The organism is Pseudomonas sp. MAFF 730105 (assembly GCF_055380705.1).
Genome location: NZ_AP018438.1, coordinates 1710398 through 1729296 on the forward strand (window position 1 = coordinate 1710398; position 18899 = coordinate 1729296).

Below are 18899 nucleotides of genomic sequence, written 5' to 3' on the forward strand. Positions count from 1 at the left end.
GGTTTCATGAAACGGCGTCTTCTGTTTGGCAAGTTCCTGTATCTGGTCTTGATCCTGTTGGGAGTAACGGCCCACGCAGCAACCGGACCGGAAGTCGCTCAGTTGCTCAATACCCGCTATAGCAACACCCCTCAGGCGTGCCCCGGCAACCAGGCCGCGTATTTCTGTAGCGGCGTGCTGGTCAGTGGCCTGATGAGTGGATTGCCGATCCGGTTCTGGGAACATACGGACAGCGCCATCGCCCTGGGCGCCCGCAGTTTCTCCTATCTTCGCAGCGACCAGGGCATCCGTAGCCTGACCCAGGACAGCGGCATGGTCTTCAGTGATCCGTTCACGGCCATCAGCCAGGGCAAATCGGTGGACGTGCTCTGCGCCTATCCGCTGGTGGCGTCGATTCAAGGCAATTATGGATGCGGAACCGGAGGTACGGCGGATGATCCGGGGTCCTGCGCGGCATTGGGCGTGAGTGATGCGGCGGGCTGGTTGACGCACTTCCAGCAGCAAGGCCAGCAACCGGCTTTGCAATGCTCGCTGAGCAGCCGGATCGCGGCGCAGTTTCGTGCCAGCCTGTTGGCCCATGAGCAATTGGGCGGCAGTTGGGTGACCCAGCCCAACCAATTGCAGATCCGTAACTGGAACGCCGAGGTGCCGGGGCAGGTGCCCGTGCAAGCATTGTTCTACGACACATCCCGGTCCGGCGGACTGCGGGTGGCCCAACGCAACCAGCGCGACTATCACGCGGCTACGGGTCAATGGCTGCCGATTCTGCGATTGGATCTGGCGGGCGCCGAGGGGATCGTGTTCGGTTTCAATCTGCAGGATCAGTTGTATGTCGGTTATGAAGTGGCCCAGCGGTTGAATGCGCGTTATTTCGATACGGCCACCACCTGTCCGGATGGGCGCGCGCCGTTCTATTGCAATGGGGTGGTATTGAGAGGGACTGAGTCGACCTCCGCGTTTCAATCATGGAACCCCAGTCCCCGATCGGAAAGCATCAATGGTGTCTCCGCCAGTTATGTTCGGGCCGACGCCGCGATGTCGTTGCCGGCTTGGCCTCAAGGTTTATTGTTCAAGGCGCTGGACGCGCCGACGTCTAATCCACTGACGGTGCGCTGCCTCTATCCATTCGATGGTTACACGGGCGCGCTGAACGAGGCCTGTACCGGGCGCATGGAATGCACGACCCTGGGAGTCGACAGCGTGGAAAGCTGGCTGTACTGGTATTCCACGACGCCCTATAACTCCTGCAGTTTCCTCCCTTCGGTGCATATGGTTCAGGTGCTGCTCGACCTTCGCAATACATATGCCCATCCGCCTTACCATTGGAACGAGTTCGTTCTGGTCCCATGGGAGCAGCGCATTCCCGAGCGCCTGCCGATCGATGCCTTGTTCTATGGGGTGGCATACAACCCGGGGGATGGGCGCGCGGGAGCCCGTTATATCCAGGATGACTATTTCAAGACAACGGGGCGTTTCTGGCCGATCGTGCACCTGCGATTGGACGCCACCGACGGTCAGATATTTACCTTCATACCCGATGACCAGTGCCTGGATGACAGTTGTCCCCCACCGGTGTCGCTCATGAGCGCCGAATCCACGAAGGCCTGGTTCGAGGAACATGGGCAGTAGACGCTTGCGTTTAATCCGCAACGGGCATGTCACTTCTTTGTGACAATTAGACCAATGGTCTATATCTCAAGGTATGCCTGCCGATAGGCAAATCAAACCCCGTAAAAGGAGTAGTTCCCATGCTGCGGTTCTTTGCCGACCTGGGCTTTCGCTGGAAAATCACCTTGCCAATCGCTTTCCTGGCGTTGCTGTTGGTGTTGATGGGCTGGTCGGGCGTGCGTGGCATCGATCAGGTGACTGACTCCAGTACGGAATTGACCAAGCGTTATCTGCCGGCCATCAGCCTGCTGCTCAATGCCGACCGGGATCTCTACCAGGCGTTTGTGGCCGAGCGCAGCCTGCTTGTCGGCAATGCGGGCGATCATGTGCAAGCACTGCGAACCAGCCATGCCGAGAATCTGAAGCAGGCCTATGATCGCGTGCACAAGTACGCGGCGATGCAGCCGGGGGCCGATGCACTGGCGCTGGTGAAACAGTTCGATGACAGTTTTGCCCAGTGGGCACAGCTGTCGCGGCAAGTGGTCGAGCAGGCCGCGACCAATCCGCAGGCGGCCAGCGCCCTGAGTTTCGGCGACGGCGAAAAGCGGTTCGACACCATGCGCGATGCCATCGACAAGCTGGGCGAGCTGGAAGATCAGGCGTCGCTTAACGAGGGGCAGGCGGCGATCGACCATGGCGAAGCGGTGGGGCGGCAGCAGGGCGGCATTTTGCTGATCGGCCTGCTCGGGTGCATCCTGCTGGTTTTTGCCCTGCCGCTGGTGGTGTTGCGCCCGATGCGTCGATTGCTTCACCGCGTCGAGCAGATTGCCGAGGGCGGCGGTGATTTGAAGGGGCGCCTTGAAGTGCGGTCGGCTGACGAGTTGGGGCAGCTTGGCAGTGCTTTCAACCGTTTCCTCGACAAGCTCCAGCCGCTGATTGCCGAGGTGGGCCGGGTGACCGGGGAGGTCGATGCCGCGGCCCGCACCATGGCCAGTATGGCCGCGACCAATGATCAACTGATCAGCAGCGAACATGCGGCGCTCGATCAGGTCAGTACCGCCGCCACCCAGATGAGCGCGGCCGTGCATGAGGTGGCGCACAGCGCCGTGAATGCCTCGGACGCCGCCAAACAAGCCAGCAGCCAGTCCCGCGATGGCGCCGAGGTGGTCAGCAGCACCGTGGATTCGATCCGCCAACTGGCCCAGGAAGTGGAGAGCGCCTCGGGCACCATCGGCGCATTGGCCCAGGAAACGTCCAGCATCGGTGCCGTCCTCGAGGTGATTCGAGGCATCGCCGAACAGACCAACCTGCTGGCACTGAACGCTGCCATCGAGGCCGCGCGGGCTGGCGAGCAGGGCCGCGGTTTTGCCGTCGTAGCCGACGAAGTCAGGGCCCTGGCGGCACGTACCCAGGATTCGACCAAGGACATCCAGGTGCGTATCGAGCGGTTGCAGAGCGGCGTGGCGAAGGCCGTGCAAGCCATGCAGGCCGGCAGCGACAAGGCTCGCGACAGCGTCGAGCGCGCCGCGGGCGTCGATCAGGTGCTCAGCGGCACCAGTGGCTCGATACAGCGGATCAACGACATGGCCGCGCAGATTGCCAACGCCTGTGAAGAGCAGAGCAGCGTCACCGAGGAGATTGCCCGCAACATCTCCGACATCCGCGACCTGTCCAACGAAGCGGCAGAGAACTCCGCCCAGAGCATGCAGGCCAGCCGGCAGCTGTCCAATCTGTCGAAGAGCCTGGCGGAACTCACCGGCCGCTTCCGCACCTGAGTCGGGCACGGCCGTGTCTACCCGCAAGTCCCAGGCGGCGCTCACCCGCGACCGCCTGCGGGCACTGCATCAGGACGGTTTCGTGCTGCTGCCGGCAGTATTGAATGCTGCGCAAGTCGGGGCACTGCGCCAGGCAATCGACCAGCTCAGACCCCAGCACTGGGATTACAGCGGTGTCATCGATCATTACAAATGCGTTTTCAACCGCGACCCGTTCTGGCTGCCATTTCTGGAGGTGGACGGGGTGATCGAACTGGCCGAGGCGGCCTTGGGGGATGATTGTCATGTCATCGGCCAGACGGCCTGGCGGTGTCATCCCGGTTTTATCGGGGCGCCGCTGCACCTGGATTACCTGCCGATGGCCCTGCCAGCGAGCCTCTTGGCCGACCCCGCCTTCGAGTTGCCCATGCAGATCTGTACCGCGCAGTTCTATCTCGATGACATCGATGCCGACTTGAGCCCAACCCGGGTGATTCCCGGCAGCCACCGGGCGGGGCGGGCGCCCGTGGCGGGTGAAAGCCAGTGGTTGGGGCACGCCGCGCAGCCGATGTTGTGTCGGGCTGGCGATGTGCTGGTGCTGCGCAGCGAGTTATGGCATGCCGGCAGCGACAACCGGACTGCCGACCGCACGCGTTACCTGCTGCAAGTGCACTATGGCCGACGCATGGTGGCGCAGAAGTTTTCGCCTTACCTGCACTGGCAATTCAACCCGGCCGTGCTGGCGGCCGCGTCACCTCGTCAGCGGCGCCTGTTGGGCGAACATCAGGAAGCCGAGTACGACTGACTGTCCGGCGCCCCAATCCCAAGGCGTTTTTCGACCATCTGCAACAGGTGTTCCGCCACGTTGCTCACCCCCTTGTTCTGGGCGACAACCTGGGCCCCTTCAAGCAGGAATGTCAGCTCGCAGGCGATGGCTTGGGCGTCGGGCAACTTCGCCTCTTGGCACAGAGCGACCAGCCGCTGGAACTGACGTTGCTTGTGCGCCTCGATCAGTTGCCGCGCCGGATGCTGGGGGTCGGCCAGTTCGGCCAGGCAATTGGTGAAGGAGCAGCCGCGGTAGCCGGCGCGAGCCAGATCCTGCGCGATAAATTGGCTGAAACCCAGCAGTTGCTGGATCGGCTGGCCTGGCCATTGCGTCGCGAGGTCATCGAGCACTCGGCTGTACTGGGCGGTGAGCAGACGCAGCCATTCCAGCACCAGCACATCCTTGGTTTCGAAATGCCGGTACAGGGTCATTTTGGTCGAGCCGGCGAGGGCGGCGATGGCATCCACGGTCACCCGGGTAATGCCTTGTTCGACAAACAGCGCATGCGCGGCATCAATGATGCGTTCACGCGGCGGCAATTGCGCGATGCGTTCGGGGTGAATGAGCTTCAACGTGTTCTCCGAGGATTGAGATTTCCGCTTGACATGAATACTACACGGTATTGCATGATACTAAACAGTATCGTTCGATACTGATTGGTATATGTCTGGGTAGGAGGTCATATGAATCGCTTTGAATACGTCGAACAGGACGCTGTAGGTCTGGCGCAGTTGATCAGGGATCGCCAGGTCAGCCAGGAGCAGGTGCGCAGCGCCGCGTTAGCGGCCATCGATGCCGTCAATCCCCGTATCAACGCGGTCATCGAGGTTTGGGAGGATGAGCCAGAACCTCAGTCGGGGCCTTTTCTTGGCGTGCCCTTGCTGGTCAAGGACCTGGGGTTGACCGTGCGCAATCGTCGTAATGAATTGGGCAGCCGTCTGGCTGCGGGGTGCGTTGCCCCTGAGGATTCCGAATTGATGCTACGGTTGCGTCGGGCAGGCCTGTTGCCCCTGGGGCGCACCACCACGCCGGAACTCGCTGCCAGTACCACCACCGAGAATCGTGTGGATGGACCGACTCGTAATCCCTGGGATCTGGCGCGCAGCGCGGGTGGTTCAAGTGGCGGCTCGGCCGCTGCGGTGGCGGCTGGAGCGGTTCCCGTCGCCCATGCCACCGATGGCGGCGGCTCCATTCGCGTGCCCGCCGCGTCCACTGGCCTGTTCGGTCTCAAGCCTGGTCGTGGCCGTCTGCCCATGGGCCCCTATGTTGACGAAGTGTGGTCCGGGTTGGCGGTGCACGGTGTGTTGAGCCGGACGGTGCGGGACACCGCGGCCTTGCTGGACTGTCTGCACGGTCCCGCCGTGGGCGACCCGTTCCACGTAGCGCCCCCTGCCGGACCCTATGCCGCCTTGTTGAATCGCGACCCCGGCCCCCTGCGCATTGCCGTGCAGCATCGGGCCTTGAACGGCCAGTTGAACGCACCCGCAGTGGATGAAGCCCTCGACCGGGTGTGCAAGTTGCTTGAAACCCTCGGACATCGGGTCATTCCCGTACCTGCGGACATCGGACTGAGCTGGGAAGCATTCGTCGACCTCAATGCCTGCTTCTGGTCCAGCAATACCGCAGCCTGGATCGACGCCCTCGCAAGCGCGACCGGACGCCCGATCGATGCCAGCACCCTGGAGCCGGCCACCCTGGCCTTGTACCGCATGGGCCAAGACTTGAGCGCCATGCAGTTGCTGGGTGCGATGCACAATAGGAATCTGGTGACCCGGCACATGGGGCAGGTGCTCACCGAGTACGACGTGTTGCTGACGCCCACGCTGCCAGACGTCGCCCCGTTGATCGGGGAGTACAACGCCGGACAAGAGTTACTCAGCGGGCGCGAGTGGATGGCCCGGGTATTCAACTACTCGCCGTTCACCGCGGTATTCAACGTCAGCGGTTGTCCGGCCATGTCCGTGCCCCTGGTCCATGACACGCGGAGCGGCCTGCCTATCGGGCTGCAATTCGGAACGGGTTACGGTCGTGAAGACCTGCTGCTGCAACTGGCCGCACAGCTGGAACGTGCGATGCCCTGGCGCGGCCGACGACCGACCGTGTGGGCGGGAGATCGGGATACCCAAGCAACGTCCCCTACGGAGCACGCACCGAGAGGTTGATTCGCCCTCCGATGAGCGTGCGGAGATCGATCTCAGATCCAGACATCGTTGTCCGCCGTTCGCTCATGGGTTTCCCCCGTGTTGATGACCCCACGCGGTTCAATCAACAGCACTTTCACTTCCTGTGCGGCCCAGGGCTTGTGTTCGATGCCTTTCTTGACGACGTACATCTCGCCAGGGCCGATGGTCACCGCACCGTCGCGAAAATCGATACGAAGCTCGCCTTCCAGCACGATGAAGGTTTCATCGGTGTCGGCGTGGGAATGCCAGACGAAATCGCCTTCGAGCCGGGCGACCTTGAACTGGTAGTCGTTCATTTCAGCCACGACCTTAGGGGCCCACTGATCCTGGAACAGGGCGTATTTCTGGGCAAAGTTGACAGGGGAATCATGGGTAGCCATCGCGCAATGCTCGCTGTTGTACTTGGATGAGGCCGCAACAAGCTGCTCGACAGGCAGGCCTGGGGGAGCAGCTGATGGGCGTTATGGTGTGACGCTGTGTCAGATTTCCTTCACGGGCGTCTCGCCCTGGACGTTCTTGATCAACCCGATGACGTGCAGGCAGTCCGCCTTGTTCACATAGGATTCGCCGCTGGCGATCGTTTCGTGGTTACCCGCGCGCAAGCGCCAGCGCCATTGGCCTTTTCCGCTGCTCTGGGTGCCTCGGGTCTGTCTGTAGATTTCAAAGTACATCGGTTCGCTCCCTGCGATTGACTCATTCAAGACATGTTTTTGAACATGTCGTCGAAAGCCTAGCCAAGCTGAAAGTTTTCGCTATCGGAAATACGTTTCCAATGGTTATGAGATATTGCCGATAATGACAGCGTTCGCTCGAACTGACTCGAACCGGGAGCAAAGGATGAACCGCAACGAATTGCGCAAGGCTGACATCAACCTGATGGTGGTTTTCGAAACGCTGATGCTTGAGCGCAATGTGACACGGGCGGCGGAAAAACTGTTCCTGGGCCAACCCGCTATCAGTTCGGCCCTCAACCGATTGCGCGCGCGGTTCAACGATCCGCTGTTCATCCGCGTCGGCCATCGCATGGAACCCACGGCGCGGGCGGAGGAGATCATCCAGCACTTGTCGCCGGCATTGGACTCGCTGTCGGCGGCCTTGAGTCTGACCCATGACTTTGACCCGGCCAGCAGCACCATGACGTTTCGTATCGGCCTGTCGGACGATGTCGAGTTCGGCCTGTTGCCACCGCTGTTGCGCAGCCTGCGCCAGGAAGCGCCACAAGTGGTGTTCGTGGTGCAGCACGTCGATTACTGGCGGATTCCCGATTTGCTGGCGTCCGGCGACATCACCGTGGGGATCAGTCAGACCCGCGGGTTGCCGGCCAATGCCAAGCGTAAACTGTTGCGACACATCCAGCCTTGCGTGTTGCGGGCTGATGCCTCGCAGACACCGCTGACGCTGGACGACTATTGTTCGCGGCCCCACGTGTTGGTGTCCCATACCGCGAACGTGGCCGGATTCGCTGACGAGTGGCTGGCCGAGATCGGTCGCAAGCGTCAGGTGGTGTTGTCCGTGCCGCAGTACAGCGCGTTGCCGGCGTTGCTGGCCGGCACCGATATGATCGCCAGCCTGCCGGACTATACCGCCGTCGCCATGGCTGCTTCGGGCCAGTTGTTCAGCGAACCCTTTCCGTTCAAGACTCCGACCCTGGACCTGTCCATGGTCTGGCTGAGCCATGTCGACACTGACCCGGCGGAACGCTGGTTGCGGTCCAGGCTGGAGGCGTTCATGAGTGAACGCGGGGCCCCTATACCAGTTGGCTAACAGCACTTTCCTGTGGCGAGGGGATTTAGCGAAACGTCGCACCGCCCCGCTGGGGCGCGAAGCGGCCCTCTGCGTCGGACCTGACACACCGCAGCGACAGTTGGATTTTTGGGTCTGCTTCGCAGCCCAGCGGGGCGGTGCGACGTTTCGCTAAATCCCCTCGCCACAAAGTTCTGTGTTTATCCCTGGAATCTGGTTTAACCAAAAAGCTCTGCTCCACAGGATTCTGTGCTTGGAAGCCAAGTAGGCGTATGGTTGCGTCGGCTGAATTCACGTCGTCACATTTCGAATCGGAGTCGAACACATGCCCCACCTGCATCTCGAGTACACCGCCAACCTGCCCGAGCTGAACGCTGACGTCGCCTTGCTGCGCTTGAATAACGCGCTGGTGGCGTCCGGTCAGTTCGCGGAGACGGACATCAAGAGCCGGGCCGTGAAGGTCGAACACTTCCGGGTGGGCACCGGTTTGGGCGAGCGTGGTTTCGTGCACGTGCAGTTGGCGTTGTTGAGCGGTCGTTCGCCGGAAATCAAGAAGCAACTGGGGGAAAGCCTGTTGACCGTGATCCAGGAGTTGGGCCCTTGGCCGGCTGGTCTCAGCGTGCAGTTCAGCGTGGAGACCGTCGATATGGATCGCGGCTGCTACGCGAAGGCTATCCTCGACAACTGAGGCTCAGGCGTCAGCCGGGTGCAGGCTTCGATCGCCCGTTCGTGGCATGGGTGAGCCGGCACCGGCGTGACACTGGTTGATGCTCTGCAAGATGGTGCGCACATGATCGTACATGCCCTCGGCTTTGAACGTGGGGCGCATGCCGGTGCGGGTATTGATGAACAGCTCGTCCTTGAAGCAGGTCCGCAGTTTCTTCAGGCAGTAACTCACCGTTGACTGGCTGACACACAATGCCTCGGACACGCCGCTGACGCTGCTTTTTTCGTACACGGCGCTGAACACCATGAGGTCCTGCATATCGAGCTTTCTGAGGGAGTTACTGTTTAGCATCCGTTGCTTCTCGCTGTGCTCCTTGCGCGGATCTTGCGCAAACAAGATCCGTGATCCTAACGGAACGATGGTCCCAAGTGAATGCCGTGGGGGCTGTTTCGCTGTCGGGAACGGGACAGATAATGTAGGGAATACGACGAACAGATCGTCTTTCGCTACCAGGAAGATTGTTTAGCGCGTTCGCACCCACGCTCCAGCAAATCCAGGTTTAACGACGCGGGTCGGCGTGGGACGCTCGCGGGGTGTGTTTACTGTGATGCGCTTATGGACGGTCGGCCCGCAGCACTCCTTTACCCAGCATCTGCCGCGGTCGGTCCGGTCGGTCGACTCACGCTTGTCCTTGCCCCATCACTGTCTGCGCTGCCCTCCGAGCTGGCTTTTTGGGCCCTCTGGCATTGTCGCCATGCCCGTCCTCCGGATGTCCGTATTTCCTGTTGATAACTCACGGTGACCGTCACTGACGGGCACAGACCGACGGCGCCTTGACGCCCGTCCGACAAGAAAATACGAGCATTCTCATGAGCATTGCCAATCCTGCTTTCGCGCCCGTTGAACAAGCCCGGGCATTCCTGGCCCAGCACCCGGACATCGAACTGTTCGAACTGTTTATCCTCGACAACAACGGCGTGCCCAGGGGCAAGTTGTTGCATCGTGATGAGCTGCTGGCGGTTTATGAAAGCGGCCGTCCGCTGCCGAGCACGATCCTTGGACTGACCCTCAATGGCGACGACGTGGAAAACTCGGGGCTGGTATGGGAGGTCGGTGACATCGACTGCCGGGCCTACCCCATCAGCGGCAGTTTGCAGCGCATGCCGTGGCGGTTGATTCCCACCGCGGCCGTGCAGGTCGCTATGCATCCCCGGGAGGGCCTGCCGGCGGCCATCGCCGATCCGCGTTATCTGCTCAGCCGGGTGATCGAGGGTTTACAGGCCGACGGCTATTACCCGGTGATGGCGGCGGAACTGGAGTTCTATCTGCTGGACGCGCAACGCGACAGCCAGGGCCGGCCGCAACCGGCGCGGGATGTCGACGGTGGTCGGCCGCATGCCACCCAGGTCTACGGTTTGCGCGAGCTGGAGCAGATCGAGCCGTTCCTGGCGGACCTTTATGCCGCCTGCAGACTCCAGGGCATACCGGCTCGCACGGCGATTTCCGAATACGCCCCGGGCCAAGTGGAAATCACCCTCGAACACCGCACCGATGCATTGCAAGCCATGGACGAAGCGGTGCGCTACAAGCGACTGGTCAAAGGCGTGGCGCATAAACATGGCATGGTGGCGTGTTTCATGGCCAAGCCATTCGACCATCTGGCGGGTTCCGGCATGCACATGCACGTCAGCCTGGCGGATAGTAAAGGCAATAATCTGTTTGCCAGCGAGGCCGCCGATGGCACACCGCTGTTGCGCTGGGCCATCGGTGGAATGCTCGACACGTTGCTCGATTCATTGCTGATGTTCTGCCCGAACGCCAACTCCTACCGGCGATTCCAGAGCAATAGTTACGCGCCCCTGACGGCGACCTGGGGGGTGGACAACCGCACCGTGAGCCTGAGGGTGCCAGGCGGTCCGGCCTTTTCCCGGCACATCGAGCATCGCATTTGTGGCGCCGACGCCAACCCGTACCTCGCGGCCGCGGCGATACTGGCCGGCATTCATCGTGGCATACGGGAACAATGCGATCCCGCCGCGCCCGTTGAAGGCAATGGTTACGCACAAGCGAACCGTTTATTGCCCACCGACTGGCTTACCGCCCTGCGTGCGCTCGAGGCTTCGACCTGGGCGCAAGAAGCTTTCGGTGGCGAGTTCCTTGGTGTCTACCTGGCGGTCAAACGCGCCGAATACCGTCAGTTCATGGGCGAGGTGGGGGAGCAGGACTGGCGTTGGTACCTGAATCAAGCCTGACGGCTGCGTCAGGTTTGTCGCTTAAATAATAATTTAATAGCAACTTTTTCACGAAAAATTGATGGTGGGCTACCTAAAGTTTGTGCTGCCGTAGGAAACGAATTTTTCACACTTTTCTTCGGCCCTTCTTCTCCAAAGAGCAACTTTCAGGAAAACGCCCACCATCATGCTGACCATTAAAGCCGTGCGCCCCGAGTGGGTGACGCTGATTGCCAGTGCCTTTTTATTAGTCGGCTTCAACGTCATTCTCTGGCAGCACTTGCTGACGATCACGACGGCTGACGGTCGCGGCCTGCTGATGTGCGCGGCCTTTGGCGTGATGATTTTCTGCGCATTCAACCTGGTGTTGACGCTCGTGGCATTTCGCCCGGTGCTCAAACCCGTGCTGATGTTGATCTTCCTGATCAGCGCCGGCGTGGCGTATTTCATGGCCCAATACGGTGTCTTGATCGACGTCGGCATGTTGCGCAACTTTGCCGAAACCAATGCCACCGAAGTCCGTGACCTATTGTCGCTGAAGTTATTTGCCTATCTTGGATTACTTGGCGTCTTACCTTCCTGGTTACTATTCAAAACACCGATCAAGTACCGTAGCTGGCCTAAAGAGTTGTTAAGCAAGTTGATGGTCGGTGTGGCGTCGGCGGCGATGATTGGCGTGGTCGCCCTGGCGAATTACCAGGGGCTGTCTTCCCTGTTTCGCAACCACCATGAATTGCGCCTGATGATCGTGCCAAGCAACTACATTGGGGCTTCGGTCGGCTACCTGCGTGAGCAAGTCGTGTCGGCCAAGCAACCGTTCGTCAAGCTGGGCGAGGATGCCAGTCGCAATCTGGCCTGGCAGACCCACGCCCGCAAATCCCTGACCGTATTGGTGGTCGGGGAAAGTGCTCGTGCCGAGAACTTCGGCATCCTCGGCTATAACCGCGACACCACGCCGACGTTGGATCACGAGGCCGGTCTGATCGCTTTCACCGACGTGCATTCCTGCGGTACCGAAACCGCCGTGTCGGTGCCCTGCATGTTTTCCAACATGGGCCGCAAGAACTACGATGCCAGCAAGGCCAAGCATGAAGAGGGCCTACTGGATGTACTCCAACGCGCCGGCCTGGAGGTGATCTGGCGGGACAACCAGTCCGGCTGCAAGGGGACGTGCGACCGGGTTACCCTGCAGGATGTGAGCAATCTCAAGGACCCGGCCCTGTGCGCCAACAGCGAGTGCCGGGATGAGATCCTGCTCCAGGGGCTGCAGCATTTCATCGACACCCTGGACAAGGACACGGTGCTGGTGCTGCACCAGATGGGCAGTCACGGGCCTGAGTACTTCAAGCGTTATCCCAAGGAGTACGAACACTTCACGCCGGTGTGCGAAAGCAACGCGCTGAACAATTGCAGCCGCGAAAGCATCGTCAACGGCTACGACAATACGCTGGTGTACACCGACCATGTGCTTTCGACCCTGATCGACTTACTGCGGGCCAACCAGGACAAGGTCGATACGGCCATGCTGTACCTGTCGGACCACGGTGAGTCCCTGGGCGAATACAACCTGTTTCTCCACGGCACGCCCTACATGCTTGCTCCGGAACAGCAGAAGCATGTGGCGATGCTCGCCTGGTTTTCCGACAGCTATCAAAAATCCTTCGCTGTGGACGCCCATTGCCTGCAGATGAGTCGGGAAAAGCCTTTGAGCCAGGACAACCTGTTTCACTCGATGCTCGGCTTGCTGGAAGTCAACAGCAAAGTTTATAACCGGGACCTGGATCTGTTCGCCGGTTGTCGCGGTGCGGTGATTGACGGTGTGTTGGCGCGGGAGTGATCGCCTACACCTTTTTTTCACGCCGCTCCGTTTAATCTGTCATCTGTCCATTTACCAAGAGCCGTTCGTATGTCCGGGCTATCCCCATCCAACGTCGAACTCGAGTTCGCCAGGCATCACGACCAGGAGCATGCGCAATTCTGCAGCCAGCCGGCGCCGCGACGGCTGCGCCTGGCGTTCTGGCGTGATGAGCATATGGTGCGCAACGCCCTGAAAGTGGCCGGTGAGCCCGGGCTGGTATTGGACGTGGCGTGTGGGGCAGGGCGGTTTTGGCCGGTGCTGGCCGAACATGCCAACCGGGTGATCCTGGCAGCCGACCCATCGCCGGATATGCTCGAACACGCGCTCACCCATCATGGCGGCGCGTTGCTCAAGCGGGTCAGGACCTTTCCGAGTTCGGCGTTTACCATCGGGCTGTCGGAAAACGCGGTGGATTGCATTTGTTGCCTGCAATTGTTTCGCCACGTGAGTGCCAGCGAGCATCGCCTGGCGCTGCTGAGCGAATTTCATCGGGTCAGTCGCGACACGGTCATCGTGTCGGTTCAAGTCGATGGGCGTTTCAAACTTGGCCATCCACCGCAACGAAACCTGGCAGACAAGGCCGATGTCGAGGCCGAGTTCCTCCAGGCTGGTTTCAACGTGCTGTGGCACCAAGACTTCCTGCCCGGTTTTGCGCTGACGCGGGTTTATGTGTTGCGTAAGACCAGTTAGCTTCTAATGTAGGACTATTCTTGCCGATGCGCAGGCGATTTCTCTCAGGCTCTTGCTCTATGGATGCTCGCAATCGCTGACGGCGATATATACTGCGCGCCATTCTTCAAGGGAGAGCCGTGTGGCCATCGATATACACTGGATTCGCGACAACGATAGCCTCGGTCGGTTTTGCACCGAATGGCAGCAGTTGCCCTTCGTCGCCCTCGACACCGAATTCATGCGGGTCGACACCTTTTACCCCATCGCCGGTTTGCTGCAGATCGGCGACGGCAAGCGTGCCTACCTGATCGACCCCTTGACCATCGATAACTGGCAGCCCCTGGCGGCATTGCTGGAAAACCCGGCCGTGCTCAAGGTGCTGCACGCCTGCAGCGAAGACCTTGAAGTCCTGCTGCGCCTGACCCGCAGCCTGCCCGCGCCGCTGTTCGATACCCAATTGGCTGCCGCGTACCTGAACCTGGGTTTCTCCATGGGCTACTCGCGGCTGGTGCAGGAGGTTCTGGGCATCGAGTTGCCCAAGGGCGAGACCCGCTCCGACTGGTTGCAGCGGCCGTTGTCCGAAACGCAGATCAGCTATGCCGCAGAGGATGCGGTGCACCTGGCTGAAGTTTTCGTGCAACTGCGTCCCAAGCTTTCCGATGAGAAGTACGCCTGGGTCCTGGAAGATGGCGCTGAGCTGGTCGCCAACCTGCGCCGCGAAGTCGATCCCGATGAGGTGTACCGCGAAGCCAAGCTGGCCTGGAAGCTGTCCCGGGCGCAACTGGCCGTGCTGCGTGAGCTCTGCGCCTGGCGCGAGCGGGAGGCTCGGGCCCGTGACTTGCCGCGTAATCGCATCATTCGCGAGCATTCGCTGTGGCCTCTGGCCCGGACCCAGCCGGATAACCTCGGTGCGCTGGCGAAAATCGAAGACATGCACCCGCGTACCGTGCGTCAGGACGGCGAGTTTCTGCTGGATCTGATCAAGCGCGCTGCCAGCGTGCCGCCCGAGCAATGGCCGCCAGCCGTAGCCGAGCCGTTGCCCATCGAGGCCTCGGCACTGGTCAAGCGTCTGCGGGCCCTGGGGCAGGCTGAGGCCGAACGCCTGGGCATTGCCCCGGAACTGATGCTACGCAAGAAAACCCTCGAAGCGCTGATCAAGAGCGGCTTCCCCGAGGGCCCTTATCAATTGCCTGATTCGCTGCGTGGCTGGCGTCGCGAACTGATGGGCCAGGCGCTGCTCGACAGCCTGGCCACTGCCGGAGAACAGCCTTGAAACGTATTTGCTCCATTTACCGCAGCTCGAAGAAAAACGAGATGTACCTGTATGTGCTCAAGAGCGACGCATTGGCGCGTGTGCCTGAGCCATTGATGGCGGCCTTTGGCAAGGCGACCCATGCCTTCGACCTGGTCCTGAGCCCTGAGCGGCAGTTGTCCCGCGAGGACATCAACAAGGTGCTGGAAAACCTCGACACCCAGGGTTATCACCTGCAGATGCCGCCGGCCGAAGAAGAGTACATCGAGCATTTGCCTGAAGAGTTGCTGCGACGCAACGACCCGGTCTGACGCGGTACTGAGGTACCCGTCCTGGGACTTCTTGAGACACATTGGAATTTTTTTGACGATCGCCGCATGGATGGAGCGACACTCTGTCGGCGTTCGTCTGCACTGTTTTTGAAAGGTTTGATTCATGCGCGTTCTGATTGCCGAACACGACCATGCGGTATATGCCCAACTGTTGCGCCAGGCTGCGCCCGATATCGAAGTGCTGACCAGCGGTGATTCCGCCGAATTATCCCGACTGGCCGCTGAGTGCAAGGTCTGGCTTGGCCAGCCCGATCTGCTGGCTACCCTGTTGCGCCAGGGTCATCGCCCCCAGTGGTTGCAATCGACCTGGGCGGGCATCACGCCGCTGTTGGCCGAGGGGTTGACACGCGACTACCGGCTGACCCGTGCGGTAGGTATTTTCGGCCAGTTGATGGCTGAGTACGTGCTCACCTACATGCTTGGTCATGAACGCGAGGTGCTGGCACGCCTGGTCAGCCAGGTCGAGCGCAAGTGGGACAACCGCCAGGGGCAGGGCCTGGCGGGGCGCAAGGCGCTGATCGTCGGGACGGGTGATATCGGTCAACGGGTGGCGCAGTTCCTCGTGCCGTTTGGTGTGCAGCTCTATGGCATTGCCAGCGAAGCGCGGGACCTGGCTCCTTTTGTCGAGGTTGGGGCGATGAAGGATCTGCCGCGTCTGGTCGGCGAAGTGGATTATGTCATCAATCTGCTCCCCAACACCCCCCACACCCATGACGTGTACGACGCGGCGCTGTTCAAGCAATTCAAACCCACCGGACTGTTCATCAATGCCGGACGCGGCGTGGCCGTGGTGGATGCGGACCTGGTGCAAGCCTTGAAAGACGGGCACCTGGCCGGCGCAGTGATCGACGTCTGCCGCCAGGAGCCGCTGCCACAGCGTCATCCATTCTGGACGGCCTGGGGCTTGCTGTTGACCGGCCACAGCTCGGCACCGACATCGCCGCCGCTGATGACCCAGCTGTTCCTGGAGAACCTGCGTGCCTACCAGGCCGGCGAAGCCTTGCGCGGCGAAGTGGATTTCACCCGGGGCTACTGACCCCCAATCAGCCTTGTGGGAGCGAGCCTGCTCGCGATAGCGGTGTGTCAGTCAACATTGACACTGGATGAACCACCGTCATCGCGAGCAGGCTCGCTCCCACCGGGCGGTGGCATTGCTGTCTTACCGACAGTCGCCGACGCTTGGCCTGAAGAGGCCCCGGCACTAGACTGTCGGCCTTTTCACCACCTGATGTTGATGCTCGAGCTATGGCCGCCAAAGTCGAACCTTTCTGGATACGCAAGACCCTCGATCAGCTCGATGCGCAGGAGTGGGAATCGTTGTGCGACGGCTGTGGCTTGTGCTGCCTGCAAAAGCTCGAAGACGAAGACGACAACAGCGTTTACTACACCCGCATCGCCTGCAAGCTGCTGGACCTGAAAACCTGCCAGTGCACCGATTATCCGCGACGCCGCGAGTCCGTTCCCGATTGCATCCAGCTCACGCCGGGCAAGGCCGATGAGTTCAAATGGTTGCCGCCGACCTGCGCTTACCGGCTGGTCAGCGAGGGCAAGGACCTGCCACTGTGGCACCATCTGGTCTGTGGCGACCGCGATGCCGTGCACCACGAACGCATTTCCCAATCCGGGCGCATGCTGGCCGAAGGCAGCGTGCCCGAGGACGATTGGGAAGAGCATCTGATTTTTCGCGCCGGCTGAATCGTCGGGCGTTGCATCACCGGGGAGAGCCCATGGGCGCAGGACTGAAACGGATGCTGGCGGCCGGCGGACTGTTGGCGATGTGCGGCCCGCTATGGGCGGCGCAGAAAGTCGATCTGGATTACCACGTGCACCTGCTACCCCAGAGCGATCAGGCCGAAGTGCGCTTGACCCTGGCCCGTGGCTCGGCGGTGCGCAGCCTGGATTTCGATCTTGGCGACGGCAGCCGCTACAGCGATTTCAAGGCGGACGGTCAATGGCAACTGACGCCGGGTAAAGCCGCGCGAGGCCTCTGGCGCCCGAGCGCCGACAAGGCCAGCCTGACCTACCGGGTGCGCATCAGCCATGGGCGCAAGAATGGCACCTTCGAAACCCGCATGACGCCCGCCTGGGCCTTGCTGCGTGGCGACGACCTGGTGCCGTCGGCCCGGCTCGACCAGCAGGACGGCGTCGAACTGGTGGCGCGCCTGGACGTTGAATTGCCCGCCGGTTGGAAAAGCATCGAAACGCCCTGGCCACGCATCGGCAAGCAGCGCTTTCGCATCGATAACCCCGCGCGCCTGTTCGACCGTCCCACGGGCTGGATGCTCGCCGGCAAACTGGGCAGCCGCCGAACGCGCCTGGGTGAAACCGAAGTCACCGTGGCCTCGCCTCAGGGCCAGGGCATGCGCCGGATGGACGTGCTGACACTGCTGACTTTCGTCTGGCCGCAGGTGCAGGCGCTGATACCGCGCCACCCCACGAAACTGCTGATTATCGGAGCCCAGGACCCGTTGTGGCGTGGTGCCCAGGCCGGCCGTGAGTCGATTTACCTGCACAGCCGTTCGCCGCTGGTCAGCGAGCGGGGCACCAGCCCGTTGCTACGGGAACTGGTGCAGACCCTCGCCCGTGTCCATGACCGTGAACGCAGTGACTGGATCGGCGAAGGCCTGGCCGAGTACTACGCCATCGAGCTGCTGCGCCGCGCCGGCGGCATGAGCGACGAGCGTTACCAGACCTTGAACGAGCGCCTTGTACGCGACAGCCAGGGCGTGACGACCCTGCGCGGCGAGCAGGTCAGTCCCGCGATGATTGCCAAGGCGGTGCTGTTGCTGCAGGAGCTGGATCGGGAGATTCGTTTGAAAACCCGTAACAAACGTTCGCTCGATGATGTGCTGCAGGCCGCGATGCGCCTGGAAACGGTCGACACCCGGGAATTCGTGCAGCTCAGCGAGAGCATTCTGGGTGGTGCGTCTACGGTGCTGGATAACCGGTTACTCCAGTAATACCGCCATCGCGAGCAAGCCTTGCTCCCACAGGTTTTGCACCGTCTGATCCTTACCTGACTGGCATCAGGGCAAGCTTTGCTCCCACAGGTTTTGCACCGTCTGATCCTATCTGACTGGCATCAGGGCAAGCTTTGCCCCCACAGGTTTTGCACCGTCTGATCCTTATCTGACTGGCATCAGGGCAAGCTTTGCTCCCACAGGTTTTGCACCGTCTGATCCTTATCTGACTGGCATCAGGGCAAGCTTTGCTCCCACAGGTTTTGCACCGTCTGGTCCTTATCTGACTGTCATCAGGGCAAGTCTTGCTCCCACAGGCACCGGGGTTCCTGTGGGAGCAAGGCTTGCCCGCGATTGGCCTTTAGCTGCGCTACAAGCTCAAAGCCCGGCCTTCGGTGAATCCAACGAATCATTCCCGGTCACCGTAGCTGTGCCGGTTGCCGCCTCGGCGTTCGCCTTCATGCGGCTCAGCTCATCGCCGGCCTGCTCGATCCGGGCGCGGGCGTTGCTCAGGTTCTGACGGCTCTTTTCCAGCAGGGACTTGGCCGAGCAATGCCCGGTGATGCCCCGCGCCAGCGCCATGCCGCCGATGGCCAGTTGAGCCAGACCGATGATGCCGCCACGACGCAAGCCCTTGCCCATCATCAGTACGCCGCCAGCCAGGGAACCCGCGCGTTCCCAGCCATGTACGTTTTGTGCTGGGCGGGATTGGAACGGCGTGCTCTCGATCGGCTCGAACGGATTGTTATCGCTCATGGTCTGTCTCCAGTGTGGGAATGGGTATAAAACTGACTGCCGGAGCGAATCCGTCGT

18 protein-coding genes and 2 pseudogenes are annotated in these 18899 nt (G+C 61.1%); 15 read left to right on the forward strand and 5 right to left on the reverse strand.

Going from position 1 to position 18899, the window contains the following annotated elements:
* Positions 1 to 6: 6 nt before the first annotated feature.
* The 4 genes and pseudogenes from PCOSP_RS07700 to PCOSP_RS07715 all read left to right on the forward strand — a co-directional run bounded on the left by PCOSP_RS07700 (position 7) and on the right by PCOSP_RS07715 (position 4167).
* Positions 7 to 1629, forward strand: a complete 1623-nt coding sequence (locus tag PCOSP_RS07700; RefSeq protein ID WP_464710767.1) for a hypothetical protein — start codon at positions 7 to 9, stop codon at positions 1627 to 1629.
* A 119-nt stretch (positions 1630 to 1748) separates the two neighbouring features.
* Positions 1749 to 2525 (forward strand): annotated as a pseudogene (locus PCOSP_RS07705) (HAMP domain-containing protein); the annotation flags it as partial.
* A 78-nt stretch (positions 2526 to 2603) separates the two neighbouring features.
* Positions 2604 to 3383, forward strand: coding sequence for a methyl-accepting chemotaxis protein (locus PCOSP_RS07710; RefSeq protein WP_464711893.1), 780 nt, complete (start codon positions 2604 to 2606; stop codon positions 3381 to 3383).
* Positions 3384 to 3396: 13 nt separating this feature from the next.
* A complete protein-coding gene (locus PCOSP_RS07715; protein WP_139649639.1) occupies positions 3397 to 4167 on the forward strand; it encodes a phytanoyl-CoA dioxygenase family protein in 771 nt (256 codons plus the stop codon).
* Here PCOSP_RS07715 and PCOSP_RS07720 read toward each other — a convergent pair.
* A complete protein-coding gene (locus PCOSP_RS07720; RefSeq protein WP_175362519.1) occupies positions 4146 to 4751 on the reverse strand; it encodes a TetR/AcrR family transcriptional regulator in 606 nt (201 codons plus the stop codon). The two genes, PCOSP_RS07715 and PCOSP_RS07720, sit on opposite strands and share 22 nt — an antisense overlap.
* Before the next feature lie 120 nt (positions 4752 to 4871).
* Here PCOSP_RS07720 and PCOSP_RS07725 point away from each other — a divergent pair, with 120 nt between their 5' ends.
* A complete protein-coding gene (locus PCOSP_RS07725) occupies positions 4872 to 6350 on the forward strand; it encodes an amidase (protein WP_464710771.1) in 1479 nt (492 codons plus the stop codon).
* Between the two features lie 32 nt (positions 6351 to 6382).
* Here the strand turns inward: PCOSP_RS07725 and PCOSP_RS07730 are convergent, their stop codons facing one another.
* Positions 6383 to 6751, reverse strand: coding sequence for a cupin domain-containing protein (locus tag PCOSP_RS07730; protein WP_041023897.1), 369 nt, complete (start codon positions 6749 to 6751; stop codon positions 6383 to 6385).
* A 99-nt stretch (positions 6752 to 6850) separates the two neighbouring features.
* A complete protein-coding gene (locus PCOSP_RS07735) occupies positions 6851 to 7042 on the reverse strand; it encodes a YegP family protein (protein ID WP_041023896.1) in 192 nt (63 codons plus the stop codon).
* Positions 7043 to 7208: 166 nt separating this feature from the next.
* Here PCOSP_RS07735 and PCOSP_RS07740 point away from each other — a divergent pair, with 166 nt between their 5' ends.
* Together PCOSP_RS07740 and PCOSP_RS07745 are read left to right on the forward strand one after the other, a co-directional pair.
* Positions 7209 to 8135, forward strand: a complete 927-nt coding sequence (locus PCOSP_RS07740) for a LysR family transcriptional regulator (protein ID WP_139649633.1) — start codon at positions 7209 to 7211, stop codon at positions 8133 to 8135.
* 304 nt (positions 8136 to 8439) lie between these two features.
* Positions 8440 to 8802: a 5-carboxymethyl-2-hydroxymuconate Delta-isomerase gene (locus tag PCOSP_RS07745; RefSeq protein ID WP_139649631.1), complete on the forward strand. Its 363-nt coding sequence runs from the start codon at positions 8440 to 8442 to the stop codon at positions 8800 to 8802.
* Positions 8803 to 8859: 57 nt separating this feature from the next.
* On the opposite strand, the pseudogene PCOSP_RS07750 reads toward PCOSP_RS07745, so the two are convergent.
* Positions 8860 to 9132: pseudogene (locus tag PCOSP_RS07750) on the reverse strand (LysR family transcriptional regulator); the annotation flags it as partial.
* 518 nt (positions 9133 to 9650) lie between these two features.
* Here PCOSP_RS07750 and PCOSP_RS07755 point away from each other — a divergent pair.
* The 8 genes from PCOSP_RS07755 (at position 9651) to PCOSP_RS07790 (ending at position 18086) form a co-directional block, all read left to right on the forward strand.
* Entirely contained in the window at positions 9651 to 11033 is a 1383-nt protein-coding gene (locus tag PCOSP_RS07755) for a glutamine synthetase family protein (protein ID WP_464710773.1), read from the forward strand.
* A 166-nt stretch (positions 11034 to 11199) separates the two neighbouring features.
* Positions 11200 to 12849 (forward strand): phosphoethanolamine transferase, encoded by a 1650-nt coding sequence (locus tag PCOSP_RS07760; protein ID WP_464710774.1) that lies wholly within the window; start codon positions 11200 to 11202, stop codon positions 12847 to 12849.
* A 69-nt stretch (positions 12850 to 12918) separates the two neighbouring features.
* Positions 12919 to 13560, forward strand: a complete 642-nt coding sequence (locus tag PCOSP_RS07765) for a class I SAM-dependent methyltransferase (RefSeq protein WP_464710775.1) — start codon at positions 12919 to 12921, stop codon at positions 13558 to 13560.
* A gap of 121 nt (positions 13561 to 13681) precedes the next feature.
* Positions 13682 to 14815: a ribonuclease D gene (rnd, locus tag PCOSP_RS07770; RefSeq protein ID WP_139649622.1), complete on the forward strand. Its 1134-nt coding sequence runs from the start codon at positions 13682 to 13684 to the stop codon at positions 14813 to 14815.
* Positions 14812 to 15105 (forward strand): YcgL domain-containing protein, encoded by a 294-nt coding sequence (locus PCOSP_RS07775; RefSeq protein ID WP_024780406.1) that lies wholly within the window; start codon positions 14812 to 14814, stop codon positions 15103 to 15105. Before rnd ends, PCOSP_RS07775 begins: the two co-directional genes overlap by 4 nt.
* Before the next feature lie 124 nt (positions 15106 to 15229).
* Positions 15230 to 16162, forward strand: coding sequence for a D-2-hydroxyacid dehydrogenase (locus tag PCOSP_RS07780; RefSeq protein WP_139649620.1), 933 nt, complete (start codon positions 15230 to 15232; stop codon positions 16160 to 16162).
* Positions 16163 to 16371: 209 nt separating this feature from the next.
* Complete coding sequence (locus tag PCOSP_RS07785; protein ID WP_464710777.1) at positions 16372 to 16821, forward strand: YcgN family cysteine cluster protein; 450 nt, start codon at positions 16372 to 16374, stop codon at positions 16819 to 16821.
* 32 nt (positions 16822 to 16853) lie between these two features.
* Complete coding sequence (locus tag PCOSP_RS07790) at positions 16854 to 18086, forward strand: hypothetical protein (RefSeq protein ID WP_175362505.1); 1233 nt, start codon at positions 16854 to 16856, stop codon at positions 18084 to 18086.
* A gap of 378 nt (positions 18087 to 18464) precedes the next feature.
* On the opposite strand, the gene PCOSP_RS07795 is transcribed toward PCOSP_RS07790, so the two are convergent.
* Positions 18465 to 18842 (reverse strand): YgaP family membrane protein, encoded by a 378-nt coding sequence (locus tag PCOSP_RS07795; RefSeq protein ID WP_139649617.1) that lies wholly within the window; start codon positions 18840 to 18842, stop codon positions 18465 to 18467.
* Positions 18843 to 18899 lie beyond the last annotated feature (57 nt).